Source organism: Pseudomonas sp. RIT409 (assembly GCF_003052515.2).
Taxonomy (GTDB): domain Bacteria; phylum Pseudomonadota; class Gammaproteobacteria; order Pseudomonadales; family Pseudomonadaceae; genus Aquipseudomonas.
In genome coordinates this window covers 252,806-266,488 of the sequence record NZ_QARE02000006.1, presented here as the reverse complement: position 1 = coordinate 266,488, position 13,683 = coordinate 252,806, and the positions used below count along the sequence as shown (strand labels likewise).

General features: G+C 56.7%; 9 protein-coding genes and 1 pseudogene. 8 read left to right on the top strand and 2 right to left on the bottom strand.

Annotation, left to right across the window (positions count from 1 at the left end; genetic code table 11):
* Positions 1–100 precede the first annotated feature (100 nt).
* Genes DBP26_RS10580 through secB form a run of 3 tightly spaced genes read left to right on the top strand, consistent with a single transcriptional unit; the run spans position 101 to position 1,294 of the window.
* Positions 101–514, top strand: coding sequence for a rhodanese-like domain-containing protein (locus DBP26_RS10580; RefSeq protein WP_108237528.1), 414 nt, complete (start codon positions 101–103; stop codon positions 512–514).
* A gap of 1 nt (position 515) precedes the next feature.
* Positions 516–770: a glutaredoxin 3 gene (gene grxC / locus DBP26_RS10575; protein ID WP_108237527.1), complete on the top strand. Its 255-nt coding sequence runs from the start codon at positions 516–518 to the stop codon at positions 768–770.
* A gap of 38 nt (positions 771–808) precedes the next feature.
* Positions 809–1,294, top strand: a complete 486-nt coding sequence (secB, locus tag DBP26_RS10570) for a protein-export chaperone SecB (protein ID WP_108237526.1) — start codon at positions 809–811, stop codon at positions 1,292–1,294.
* A gap of 319 nt (positions 1,295–1,613) precedes the next feature.
* Here the strand turns inward: secB and trmL are convergent, their stop codons facing one another.
* On the bottom strand, positions 1,614–2,069 hold the full coding sequence (gene trmL, locus DBP26_RS10565; RefSeq protein WP_108237525.1) for a tRNA (uridine(34)/cytosine(34)/5-carboxymethylaminomethyluridine(34)-2'-O)-methyltransferase TrmL: 456 nt from the start codon (positions 2,067–2,069) through the stop codon (positions 1,614–1,616).
* Between trmL and DBP26_RS10560 the strand changes: the two genes are divergently transcribed.
* Both DBP26_RS10560 and DBP26_RS10555 read left to right on the top strand, forming a co-directional pair.
* Positions 2,068–2,508 (top strand): hypothetical protein, encoded by a 441-nt coding sequence (locus DBP26_RS10560; RefSeq protein WP_108237524.1) that lies wholly within the window; start codon positions 2,068–2,070, stop codon positions 2,506–2,508. The two genes, trmL and DBP26_RS10560, sit on opposite strands and share 2 nt — an antisense overlap.
* Before the next feature lie 440 nt (positions 2,509–2,948).
* The gene (locus DBP26_RS10555) at positions 2,949–8,582 is read left to right on the top strand and encodes a DUF6543 domain-containing protein (RefSeq protein ID WP_108237523.1); all 5,634 of its coding nucleotides are present in this window, start codon (positions 2,949–2,951) and stop codon (positions 8,580–8,582) included.
* Between the two features lie 56 nt (positions 8,583–8,638).
* Here the strand turns inward: DBP26_RS10555 and DBP26_RS27255 are convergent.
* Positions 8,639–8,716 (bottom strand): annotated as a pseudogene (locus tag DBP26_RS27255) (hypothetical protein); the annotation flags it as partial.
* Positions 8,717–9,388: 672 nt separating this feature from the next.
* Here DBP26_RS27255 and DBP26_RS10550 point away from each other — a divergent pair.
* The 3 genes from DBP26_RS10550 to DBP26_RS10540 all read left to right on the top strand — a co-directional run bounded on the left by DBP26_RS10550 (position 9,389) and on the right by DBP26_RS10540 (position 13,683).
* Positions 9,389–10,777: an OprD family porin gene (locus tag DBP26_RS10550; RefSeq protein ID WP_108237522.1), complete on the top strand. Its 1,389-nt coding sequence runs from the start codon at positions 9,389–9,391 to the stop codon at positions 10,775–10,777.
* 133 nt (positions 10,778–10,910) lie between these two features.
* Positions 10,911–12,167, top strand: coding sequence for a site-specific integrase (locus tag DBP26_RS10545; RefSeq protein ID WP_108237521.1), 1,257 nt, complete (start codon positions 10,911–10,913; stop codon positions 12,165–12,167).
* On the top strand, positions 12,148–13,683 hold the full coding sequence (locus DBP26_RS10540) for a site-specific integrase (protein WP_146749666.1): 1,536 nt from the start codon (positions 12,148–12,150) through the stop codon (positions 13,681–13,683). The genes DBP26_RS10545 and DBP26_RS10540 overlap by 20 nt, the downstream gene beginning before the upstream one ends.

Here is a 13,683-nt window from a genome sequence, read left to right as displayed (position 1 = left end):
GGTGAAGTTCAAACGGCGTCACTGTGACCGCCGTACGGGCTTTGGCCGACCTTGGGGCCTGTGTATACTGGCCGACATTTTAACGCCCTGGAACCCGATGATGGTTGAACACCTGATTGCTTTTGCCACGAACCACTATTTGATCTCTGGCGCCTTTGTCATCCTGCTGGCGCTGTTGATCGCGACAGAACTGAACAAGGGCGGCAAAAGTCTGAGCACCGGCGAGCTGACTGCGCTGGTCAACCGCGACGAAGCAGTGGTCATCGACGTTCGCGCCAAGAAAGAGTACGCCACCGGCCATATCGTCGGGGCCCTGAATTTCCCGCAAGACAAAGTGATGACCCGCACCTCGGAACTTGAGAAGTACAAGTCCAAGACGCTGATCATCGTCGATGCGGCTGGTCAGCACGCAGGGCACGTGGCCCGTGAACTGCTGAAGGCCGGTTTCAAGGCGGCCAAGCTGTCGGGCGGCGTTTCATCGTGGCGGGCCGACAATCTGCCGCTGGTGAAGTGACATGGCCCAGGTCGTTGTCTACTCCAGCGATTATTGCCCGTACTGCTCACGTGCCAAACACCTGCTTGCCAGCAAGAACGTCGATTTCGAAGAGATCAGGGTCGACGGCAAGCCACAGCTTCGCGCTGAAATGACCCAAAAGGCCGGGCGCACGTCGGTGCCGCAGATCTGGATCGGTTCGGTCCATGTCGGTGGCTGCGACGATCTCTACGCGCTGGAGCGCGCCGGCAAGCTCGACACATTGTTGAGCGCCTGAATTCGAACTGTACAAGACCTCTAGACAAAGGATCTGAAATGACTGATCAAACGAATAACGGGGCCACTTCCAACGAAGAAGCCCCACAATTCTCCCTGCAACGCATCTACGTGCGTGACCTGTCGTTCGAAGCGCCGAAAAGCCCGGCGATCTTCCGTCAGGAGTGGACCCCAAGCGTCAGCCTGGACCTGAACACTCGCCAGAAGCAGTTGGAAGGCGATTTCTACGAAGTCGTGCTGACCCTGTCGGTCGAAGTGAAGAACGGTGAGGAAATCGCCTTCATCGCGGAAGTCCAGCAAGCCGGTATCTTCCTGATCAAGGGCCTGGATGCGGCTTCCATGAGCCACACCCTGGGCTCTTTCTGCCCGAACCTGCTGTTCCCGTATGCACGCGAAGCCATCGACAATCTGGTCGTTCGCGGCTCGTTCCCGGCACTGATGCTGGCCCCGGTGAATTTCGACGCCCTGTACGCACAAGAGCTGCAACGCATGCAGGAAGCGGGCGAGACCCCCACCGTTCAATAAGCCGTCTGGCTGAATGAGAAAAGCGCCTGTACGGGCGCTTTTTTGTGGGGGTTGGCTTGAGATTTTTACATTGATGCCCTGCGGGCGTGTCGCGGGCAAGCGCGCTCCTACATTTGCTGCAACGTGCCATGGCCTGATGGACCGCGTTGCTAGCCTTTTTTGCCTGGCGAGAGATTCGCGGTCTGCTTCAAAGGCTCACAACGGGGTCTGTCAGCATGCGGCACGTTTAAACAAATGTAGGAGCGCGCTTGCCCGCGACACGCCCGCAGGGCATCCCTCTAGCAATCCAAGGCCATGCGCCTCCACTCTCACTGCTGGGTTACTTAAACCCCAATTGCCGCCAGCCTTCGTAGACGGCCACGGCAACGGTGTTGGACAGGTTCAGGCTGCGCGAGCCCTCGCGCATGGGCAGGCGCAGACGCTGCTCGCTCGACAGGGGGGCAAGCACATCGGGGGGAAGGCCTCGGCTTTCCGGGCCGAACAGAAAGGCGTCACCCTCCTGGAAGGCCACATCATGGAAGGGGCGCGAACCCTTTGTGGTAAAAGCGAACATGCGCGGATGGCCGATGCTCTCCAGGCAACTGGCCAGGTCGGCATGGCGGTGCAGTGTGGCGTATTCGTGGTAATCGAGCCCTGCGCGGCGCAGGCGTTTGTCATCCAGTTCAAAGCCCAGTGGCTCGATCAGGTGCAGATGGCAGCCACTGTTGGCGCAGAGTCTGATGATGTTGCCGGTATTCGGCGGAATTTCTGGTTGAAAAAGGATCACGTGAAACATGCACGGCTCCGAACATAAGGACGGGATGCATTCTACCCCCGAAGAAGACCCCAGGCCGAAGCTATGGCGGCGGTTTTTGGGTTCCATCGCGATATTTGGGGTGATGGTGGGGCTGATGATTGGTCGATTGACGACGCCGGACCCCTTAGAGCTGCAGACCATCGAAGTCCTGCCCGCCGGGGTGGCGGTCTGGTTCAACCGCGAGCCGCAACTGCACGGCGAAATGATCGAGGGCACCGTGGCTTTGCTATTCAACGCGCAGGGGGCCGCCCAGCGGGGAACGTTCAAGCTCAATGGGCGAGACGTGCGCTGGAGGGTTCAGAAAAGCGACAAGGGATTACTGCTGACTCTACTGGCGACCCGTCCACTGCGCGGCGATTGGCACGGTGCAGCTCAGGACGGTCGCTGGAGACTGGAGGTCAGTCTCCGAGAGGAATAAAAGAGGGGAATCCCCGGCCTGCCTGTACCAAGGTCCCCAAAACTGGTGGATGCTTAGCATAATGCAGGGCGCGTGCCACTTTTCAAAAGCACCTTCGAAAAAAACGCTATTGTTCGCTAATGCACTGATTTTGCTTGGCTTTGCACATGGCGGTTACCTGAGTTCGGTGGATGCTCGCTCGAGTCGTGCTCTGAAGTCCGAAAATGAGCGCTATCAGCCTTGCACGCTATCCGTGCATTTTCGGCGTGAAAACACCAAAGTGATGCACGCTCTCCGAGGCTTCGCGTATGGCAGTACTAAGGTGCGCGGGTAACATTTATCTATTTTATTCATTTCAAATTTATATCTAATCAGCAGTTTTACTATTGGGTATTTAGTCTTTTTTCAACGTGCGTTCTGAATAAGCTCGGGAGCTCCATTTGGCTCTTAAGGCGTTATTTATGTCTTCCAATACAAACTTCTCGGGGCCCTTTGCACCGGGTATCCCCGCAAGTTCGCACCTTGCACTCGTGCAAGGAAAGTTGCCGCAGTGGTTGGTCCGCGCCCCATCCGCTGTACATTCGGCGCTACGGGAGGGCGGTTTGCAGGGGCAGTCCTGGTTCCAGCGGTTGCAACGAAGCCGACCCGAAGTTGCCACCGCGTTACAGCAAGACTATCGACTTCATCTTTTCAATGAGGCGCAACTTTCTGGCGCGCTCGGTGAACTCCCGAGTCTTGAAGCATTTGCCGAGCCCCTGCTGGCATCCGCAATAAAAGAGCGTTTCGGCGTAACGCTTGATGTGCGTGACAGTTACTTGTTTCACGCACGGCGCGTGCAGGTGGACGATTCATTTGCGGGCGCCTCGGCGGACCCATTCGTTCAGCTGCAAAATGCCCAGAAGGCCGCCACCCAGACGTTATTGCACGCTGCCTTGCAGAATTTCGAATTGTGGGAAACCGAGCCTGGTGGGCTCGATCTGGATGCACGGCACAAGGCCTACCTGTACGAGCACCGCGCGATTGCCGGATCGTCGGTTGAGCAGTCCGCTCTGCCGATTTTGCCTCATGAGTTCGCCGGCCTTTGCCGAGAGCTGGATCTGGGCGGGAAGTATCAGAAAAAAATCAGTGCCTTTCTCAGCCCGCCGTCCAAGCCTGGTGATGCGCCGGATGCCGCTGCTTTCAATCGACGTGGGCTGTTGAAGCGTGTCGAACAGACCGCATTCCGTATTCAGGTTCACCTCGCACACCTCAAAGGCGACCTCGGGATCCCACTTTATCGTGCCTTGCTGAGCGTCGCGGAAAACCGCAAAACCGTCGAACTCGGTACGCAGCCGATGACGTGGAGTTTTCTGAAACTTTGGGACGTCGAATTGACCGGCATCGTGGTGATCGGTCCGGCGCGCGACCACGCCGAAGAGGTACAACCCGTGGTCGTTTACCTGCCGGACGATCCTGTCAGCCCGATCAAGGAATACCCATCAACTATCGCCTTCTGCCACGCGCTTCGCGACAGAATGTTGAAGAAAGGCTACTTGGAGTTCTTCCGGCGCTATGTTCAGGCACGTCACTGGGTGCGGCTGCATGGCCTGCTGAGCCAGCGTCTTTGGCCGACCGTCTGGAACCGCGAAATGGGCTGGTACGACCAGCAACCCGACGCCACGGCAACGCTTCATCTTCGAGAATCCGTCATCACGACAGGTGTGTTAACGGCGCTCGTCCAACAGAAAACCTTCATGTTGAAGGACGATGCGCTGTTTCACGCGGTGCCGACCGCAGAGGAAGATCAAAAGACCTTTGCCCAGCGCGTGCACTATTTCGAAAGTGCGGCCCTGCAGATTCTCAATGCGGTAGGTTTCGTCGTGCCTGCCGTCGGTGCGGCGATGATGGCGGTGACGGCTGCTCAATTGGCCGTCGAGGTGTTCGAAGGTGTCGATAGTTGGACGCGGGGCGAATGGGTGCAAGGGTGGGGTTACATCTCAGATGTGCTCGAAAACCTCGCGCTGATGGCGTCGCTGGGGCTCGCTCAGGAAGGCGCAACCCCGGCCATGGAAACGCTCTCGGTAGAAACGCCGTCCTTCATCGAAGAGTTGGACGTGGTCGAGGCGCCGGATGGCAAAAGCCGGCTGTGGAAGCCGGACCTCGCGCCTTTCGCTCATGACACCGTACTGCCGAGAGGTTTGCAACCTGACGAATCCGGCATCTATCACTATCAAAACAAGACCTGGGTCAGCGTCGATGACAAGGTGTATGCGGTTCGGGTAGACCCTTCGAGCGGGCAGTATCGCGTCCTGCACCCTACGAAGGCAGAGGCTTGGCAACCGCCTTTGAAGAGCAACGGCGCAGGCGCGTGGCTGCATCCGGCGGACCGGCCGCTGGAATGGCAAGGCGTGGAGTTGTTCAGGCGGCTGGGGCATCGTGTCGATGACTTCTCAGCGCTGGACGCTCGACGCATCCTGCAAGTCAGCGGTACCTCGGAAACCGCGCTGCGCAGAGCCTTGGCCGAAAGTGAGCGGCCAGCGGCCCTCCTGGACGACACGATCTGCCGCTTCCGTCTGGATCAGGAGCTTCGGCAGGCTGCCGAGCACGGTGAATCCGCCTCGCGACGCGCAGCCCTCTTCGAGTCGCGATACCGGGAAAAGTCGCAGAGCCGCGACCCGAAAGCGGGCTCGATCACACATCGCTACCCCCAATTGCCGGGGGGAGTGGTCGACGAACTGATCCGTGCTGCCACAGCCTCGGAGCTTGAGGTGTTGGCGCACGGTCATGTCCCGGTCCGTCTGGCGCAGGAAGTGCGTGTCTATCAGCAGCAGATCAGGCTGGCGCGCGCTTATGAAGGACTGTATCTCGAGTCGGTTCGTAACCCTGATACCGATACCCTCATTCTGCATACCGTCGCAACGCTGGAGGGCTGGTCGCCCGCGTTACGCTTGGAGGTGCGGACGCGTGGCTTCAGTGGCCCTTTGGTCGACGCCGTGGGGCCTGCCGATTCGGCGCTGCGCAAGGTGCTGGTGCGCACTGACGACGGGTTTGAGACGTTCGACGAGCAAGGGCACTCTCTGCATGGCCGAGACGACATCTACGCTTCGATCCTGCATGCCTTGCCTGATGCGCAGCGAACCGCGCTGGGCTTCCCCGGCACGTGGGACGGCCCTCGCCTGAAACAGGCGATTCAACTCGGACCGTTGCTGCCCCGGCACAGGTTGCGTGAAGTCATGAAGATGCAGCCCGCGCAACCCGGTCATGTTTCCCCCATGCGGCTGGCCGATGGGCGCCTGGGTTATGCATTGAGTGGCCAGGGCGCCATGGCTGACATGATCGGGCGAGACACCCTTCTGGATCTCGTGCGTTCGCTCAATCTGGATGCCGACACCTCGGCAGAACACGTCTTGCAGACACTGGAAGGTGCCGGACTCAGTCGCGTGCAGATTCATCAACGGCTCAGCCAGATGCTGGAGGAGCGCAATGTCCTGGAGAGCGCACTGCGGCTCTGGGACGACGGCGACCCTGGCCTCGAACGCGAGCTCACCAGTCGCGCGGAAATCCAGCGCGCGATCTGGAGTCACTGGGCAGCGGCGTCTTTGCCGGAGACGGCCGGTCAACCGCCCGTACTGCGGTTACAACACATTGTGCTCAGCGATTTTCCCCCGTCGCTGCCTGACTTCTTCCAGCACCAGGTCCGTCGGCTGGAACTGGTGGATATCAACGTCAGCCGGCCCGCCGCCTCAGGACCCCAACCGGTTTTCGCCAGCGTGGATCAGCGTCTGGCATTGGAGGCTTTCTTCGGCCGGTTTCCCGGCGTCCAGGCACTGGAGGTGAGCCGGACCAATACCGTAGGCCGTGAACCGCTGGTGTTCCAAATGCCGCACCTGATCGTTCAGTCTTTTCCAGGGTTGCGGAGCTTGCGCCTGGTCAATCAGGATCTTTGGATCAGTTTCATGGAAGTCGAGTCGTTGACCCGACTCCAGCACTTGGAATTACTGGACCTGAGCGGTAATCACATCAGCATCACGCCGCCCTCGAATATGCTCGAACTGCAGGTGCGCACGTTGCGGTTGGACAACCTGGGACTCGATCACTGGCCTGCTTGGCTGGGAGACCTGACGTCGTCGACGCTTCGCGAGCTCTCATTGCGCAACAACCGCCTGACGGAGATTCCGAATAGTCTGGTGTCCCAGCAGGCATCGGCCGTTGAGTCGGTCGAGATTCACTTGCAGGGTAATCCGCTGTCTCGTGTGATGCTGACTCGCATTCGACTGGAAGAGAGCCCGACCAATCGCCTGCGCTTTCAAGTCGATATTCCGCATCACTTAAGCGCTCAGGTGACGCTGCTCAGGCGCGAGAGGCAACAGTTGCTGGAAGCGCTGGACAGTTGGGAACACGCCTCGACTTCGACGCAGCCCCTGACCGAAAGCACCGTCGCGGCACGAAGTGTCACGCGGCAGCACGTAATGGACTTCTGGCGCGCCTACAGCGAAGGGCAGACCCATGCGGTCCTTACGCTGGAAGGCATTTCACTGGCGGAGTTTCCTCCTTCGTTACCCGACTTTTTCTACATGGGTGTGCGCAACGTGCAACTTGTTCGAGTCAGTGCCGAGGGTTCCGAGTTGAACCCATTCCTGGCGCGGTTCACGCAATTGCAGAATCTGGAAATGACGGGGCGTACCGAACCATTGCCCGAGCTGCCCTCGGTACTGCGACACATGCCTCGCCTTAGGGCCTTGAGCTTGAGAGATCAGGGACGGTTTATCGATCAGCAGGCGATCACCTTTTTGGGAGGGTTGCCGCACCTGGAGTCGCTGGATCTGGGCGGCAACACGCTGGGCGAAATCTCGGACGCTTCCGGCTTTCGGCACCGGCTGCGCTGGTTGGCGCTGGATGATACCGGGCTGGAAGCGTGGCCGGAATGGATCGAACACCTGATGCCACTGGAAGCGCTGACACTGGACCGCAATCGGTTGACCGAACTACCGGATCATATTCTGGAGAACCCACGCAGTGACCACACACAGACGGAGATCGCCGTGCGCGGCAACCCGCTGACCTACGAAACTCTGCGCAGGGCACATCTTGCGGAGCGTTACCATGGCGCCTACGCCTTTGTGATGGACTGGCCGGACGAGATCCTGATGCTGCCGCCGGAGCGACGATGGTCTGACTCGGACTCGGACGATTACGCGTCCGGCTCCGATTCATCCGGTGCCCTGAATAGTCCGTCCGCTGTGCCGCCGGAAGAGGTACCCGACGCGGAGCAGTGGTTGCTGGGCACCCCGGACGAAAATGCCGCGCATCAGACGCTTTGGCAGCGGCTCGATCAGCGGGCGGATGCGCCGAACCTGATGGCACTCGTTGGCCGACTCACGCAGTCGGCTCCCTATCGCAACCTGCAAACGCGCAATGCGTTTGCCGAGCGAGTATGGCGTGTGCTCGAGGTGGCCGATCAGCGTCTGGAGAGTCGTCTGCTCTTCAATGGCATCGCCGAAGAGGCGCTGCTCCACGACGACACTGGCTTCCAGACCTGCCATGACGGCGCCTGGCTGGTGTTCAACCAGATTGAAATCCAGATGTTCATCGAGCAGTCAGTGGGCGACGCAGCGCAGGGGACGCGGGGGGCATCGCTCTATCGCCTTACCCGACGCCTGTACCGGCTCGACGAGCTGGACGCTACAGCCCGTGAGCAGGCGGAAGGGCGGGACGAGGCAGAGGTGCGTCTGGCTTATCGCCTGCGCTGGGCGTCCGAGCTGGATTTGCCGTTGCCTCCGAGCAACATGCTGTATCAGGTGCACGCCTGTATCCGCACCGGTGAACTGGATGCGGCGTTGGCGCGCGTTCAGTTGGGGGAGCAGGGCGAACCTTTCATGCGTTACGCGGCCCAGCGGGACTTCTGGGTCCAGTACCTGCGTGAGACCTACGCTGAACGCTTCGAAGCGTTAAAAGAAGATTACTTGACCCGCGTGACGTCACTGCCCGATCAACATCCTGGCCGAACGATCGATGAGCTGGGCGACGAGTTCGCGGCGCTGAAGCGGGCGTACGACACCGAGGAAGAGCACTTGATCCGTGAGTTGACCTACCGAGAGGGCTTCGAGCAGAGCTGATCCGCTGCCGCGTCCTGCCTGCGAAGTGCCGCGCGGCAGGAAGGGCTCACCGTGCGTTAAAAAGGGACGTCTCCCAAAATGGTGGGGCGGTGCATGACGCGGCGTTGTGGCCGATAGTCATCCACCGCGTAATGCGACGCCGCGCGGCCTCAACAAGATGAAAAAATGCGGTGATGCTCTGACCGTTCATCGAATCGTCACAGTCGATGCATAGGATCAGGCCGCTCGCCAAGAGGATGCTGCTCATACATGGGTTAGTTGGCGCAAGGCAGCGCGCAGGGCTGTCAGAAATTTCAACGTTACAGCCAGTCAACCGACGACATCGACCCGTGCGGCTCAAAAAAATGACGGAAAGCAGGGTGACAATCGCGCTAATAACGTCTACCGGTTGACCAAAAGCTTATTTTTCAACGTGTTATAGCGGTAATGCTCACCCGGTTTCACAGAGGGATGGTGACCGGTCGGTCGGCTGTCGGTCATGTGACATCGCGAAACTGATCGATCTGACGAACGGGATCGAAATATTTTTTGGGAATTAGCCAAAGACGCCGATACACTCCGCATCGGACGGCTGAAACGGCTTGTGACATATAACTGCTTAGCATAAAAGCAGGAGAAATGAGTCTTTTTAGGTTTAAAGGATTTCCCTTACCTTGCAGCCAACTGTTAACGCGGTCTAGTCAATTAGTCTTGGGACCATTGACTCGCCGAGTCAGGTCCAGCGCTAATCGCGCATCCGCGGTCTTGAGCTTTCGGTCTCAGTACCAAGGAACTACAAAAATTAGATTCAAGAGGAGCGAAACACAATGAAGAAGTCCACCCTGGCCTTGGCCGTATATGCAGGTGTCGTGGCCACTCAGGCTGGCGCTGCCGGTTTCTTTGATGACAGCAAGGCGACCGTGAGTTCTCGTACGCTGTACTTCGAGAACGACAACCGCGAGCAGTTCGGCACCGCGAAAGCATCTGATCAGCGCCAAACGGCTACCGGTCTGTTGTTCAACTTTATCTCCGGCTACACGCCAGGCACCGTCGGCTTCGGTCTGGATGTGCAGAGCATGCTGGGCATCAACCTGGGTGGCGGCATCACCCACCACAACGCAAGCACCGCCAACACCGTAACGCCGGTCGATACCGACGGTACGCCGGTAGACAGCTGGAGCCGCACGGGTGCGAACGCGAAAGTCAAAATCTCCAAGACTGAGCTGAAGCTGGGTAACGCGCTGCAGCCCAACTTGCCGATTCTGGTGGCGAACGATGGTCGTCTGTTGCCACAAACTTTCGAGGGCGGCATCGTCACTTCGAAAGAACTCGATGGCTGGACTTTCACTGGCGGTAAGCTGACTCATGCAGCGGGCCGTGCGTCGAGCAATTATTCGGGTCTGGCCGTTGCAGGTGGCACCGAAGATTCCAACAGCTTCACCTTCGCCGGTGCTGACTGGAAAGTCACCAAAGACCTGACGCTGCAGGCTTACCACTCCGTTCTCGAAGACTACTACAAGCAGACTTTCCTGGGCCTGGTTCACGTTCTGCCGATCGCTGACGATCAGTCCTTCAAGACCGACCTGCGCTACTTCGACAGCCGCTCCGACGGCAAGAACGGTGAAACCGGTTACGTCTTCAACAACAACAACGGTTATGCCAAGCATGCCGGTGAAGTCGATAACAAAACCTGGTCGGCGATGTTCACCTACACCTTGGGTGGCCACGCTCTGATGCTGGGTCACCAAGACGTGGGTGACGACGGCGGCTTCGTATGGATGAACAACGGCAACATCACCAAAAACGGTGGTGCTGCGACAGTCGCCAACGCAGCAGAAGGTCAGGGCGGTTCCAGCTTCTACCTGTTCACTGACTCGATGATCAACCAGTTCGCCCGCGCGGGTGAGACCACTAACTTCGGCCAGTACTCCTACGACTTCGCACGTCTGGGCGTTCCAGGTCTGAAGGCGGCTGTCGCTTACCTGAAAGGCGACAACATCAAAGCGCGCAGCGGCAACCTGGGTGACAGCTCCGAGTGGGAACGCGACATGCGTATCGACTACGTCTTCCAGGACGGTCCTCTGAAGGGCTTCGGCGCCACGCTGCGTCGTGCTAACTACCGCGGTAGCTTCACTGGCACCAACGGTCAGAACCCGCACGTTGCTGACCAAGACCAGACTCGTCTGATCTTCAACTACACCTACGCCTTCAAATGATGACCTGCGACCAAGTGTAGTGTTTCAACAATCAAGGCTCTGATTTCAGAGCCTTTTTTGTTTCTGGCTTGTGTAAAATATATTCTCAGCTACGCTCGGTATTCATCACCTAGACTTCTGTAAAGAGTGCGCTATGGGGTGCCTGCTAAGCGTTCAGCCGTTCACCATGAGCAGTGGTGAGCGCCATGTCATCCTGATTGATCAAGCCACCAGGGTCCCTGCCTATGCGCCTAATCTGTTTCTGACCACTCAGATCAGAAAGGTCGGTGCCTCCCTCGCTTGGGTATCTGCCAACGCCTACTGTCTGGCTGCGCTTTACCGTTTCCTGGATTGGCGAAGGATCGATATCCAGACGCGATTTCACGCTGGCCATTATCTCGAAGAGCATGAACTGGACTCTCTTCGTGATTATTTCAAACAAAATCAGAATACCCTTCAGACTGCTGATCGCCAGCCATCCAAACAGAAAGGAAAAAAAGGGACTGCGCCCAAAGAGTGGGTGGCCAACGAAACTCAAGCTAAAAAGCTCAGGGTGTCTGCCGCGTATTTGGCTTGGCTTGCGCGTCGGTGTGATAGCGACTTGGTCAACTCGGATAAGATCTCTGCAATGGAAGATCAGATCGTTGCCCGTAGCCCGAGCGTCAAGAATAAAAATAAGGGATTGGAGGAGAGGGACCTGACCGACGAGCAAGTCGACTACGTACTTGACATTATCAAGCTAGATTGTCCACGCAACCCATTCTCTGCACGTGTTAAAACAAGAAATCGACTCATGATTTTACTCATGTACGAGTTTGGGATCAGAGTGGGTGAGCTGTTGAATATTCGGATTTCTGACTTTGATTTCCAAAATAATAGTCTGAGAATTGTCCGGCGAGCCGATCAGCAAGATGACACACGCCAGCGACAACCGTTGGTCAAAACCGAAGATCGTCCTTTGGTACTCGCGAATTGGCTGATCAAGGAAATTTATGATTACATACTAAATGATCGCGCTTCGCTTAAGCTCGCTGCTCGCTGCCCTTATCTTTTTGTCACCCATAAGTCGGGGCCAACGCAGGGGCAAGCTCTGTCAATTTCAAGCTACAACAAGGTGTGGCATGTGTTGAGAGAGACCAGTGGAATTTTATTCGGAGTGACTGGCCACCGTCTCCGGCATCGCTGGAATTACCGATATTCCAAGATGGTGGACGACGGAGTTCTACAGCTGAATGAAGCTGAAGAGGAATCATCACGATCGTTTCTGATGGGCTGGAAGCCGGGTTCAGGTACAGCCAAAATTTACAACAGGCGTCATGTAAGGGAGAAAGCTAACGCTGCCAGCCTCAAGCTTCAACGCCAATCGCACCGTGACCTGAGGACGAGAGTGCATGACGATGAAAAATCTTAAAAGTAATGGTGAGCGATTCGTCTCTCGAGAAGGCTATGCATTTGATTTAAGAGATGAGACATGGGTATTAAGTAGGGGTATTGCATTTAAACCTGGTTTCATAAAAAAGCACTTGAATGTTTTTGTGGTTGATCGTTACTTGCGGGTGCTCGCTTTTCTTGCAACATGCGATGCGCCGAGAACGGTGTTAAATATCGATCAGGCCTTCCGAAAGTTGGCAGTATTTTCGGGTGCTCGCGTGCTTGATAGTGGCTTGTTACTTGCCTTCCGTAATGAAGGTGATAGTCAGGATTTTCATCTGGCGAGCATCAGAACATTGTTTAGAGCGTGGGCGAATCTTGGTTATTATGGGGTTGATAGGTCAGTGCTTTCAGTGCTGAACTCCTGGAGGTTAAAACCTCCGATTAGGGGGGATGCAGTAAAGCGTATGGATCCAAATGTCGGGCCGCTCTCTTCATTAGAGCTACAGTCGTTACTTGAGAGGGCAGCTCAAGCGTTTGAGGCTAACTGGCTAACGGTGACGGAGCTGTCTCTTCTGTTGCTGTCCCAAGCATCAGGTCGGCGGACCTACCAGTTAGCTTGCATTAAGTTAAAGGATGTTAAAACGATAGTGCTGGAGAATGGCGTTTCGCGGTATTTTGTCGACATACCTAGGGCTAAACAGCGCTCGGGAGGGTTTAGGAAGTCTTTCAGAAAGATCGAGCTGATTAAAGAGTACTGGGACACATTGCAGTCTCAGTGTAACTATGTTGTAGATGTTGTTTGTTCTAGGTTTTTTATTGATTCAGATGATCCTCTTTTGGAGGAGTTGCCACTGTTCATAGATTTGGGGCGGCTGTCCGAATTGTTTACATATGGTGAGCTTGCTAAAGTTTGTGCAGGTGATTATTTGCACATGCCTAGAAAGAAAATTCGTGAGATAGTTATTAAGGCTGTTGAGGTTTCAGATGTCATCTCGGAGCGTACGCAGGATGTGCTTAAAGTAACTCCTCGTCGCTTCAGATATACTCTGGCATATCGAGCGGCAAGGGAAGGTTGTGGGGCTTACGTAATTGCGGAGCTTCTGGACCAAAGTGATATCCAAAATGTTGACGTGTATACGGCAACGGTCCCGGAGCACGCTGCTCATATTGAGAGTGTGGTGGGGCAGCACCTGATACCAATCGCCAATGCCTTCGCGGGCATCATCGTCACAGACCGGACAAAGGCCAAAAGGGGTTCTGCGATACAGGGCGATATCCGGGACCTCAGTGGCAAGAGCACTGGCGCCTGCGGCAAAGATGGTACGTGCGGTGCTGGCATCCCTATTCCGTGCTACACCTGCATCCACTTCCAGGCTTGGTTGGACGGTCCGCATGAAGAGCTTTATAAGTCCCTTGTAAATGAACGTGCGCGTTTGTTGGACGTAACGAAAGATGCGTCAGTGGCTGGAGCATTGGATCGGACAATACTCGCGGTATCTGAGGTCGTCAGCGTTTGTCAGGCCCGAAAGGCATCACTGAGCGAGGATCGTTGA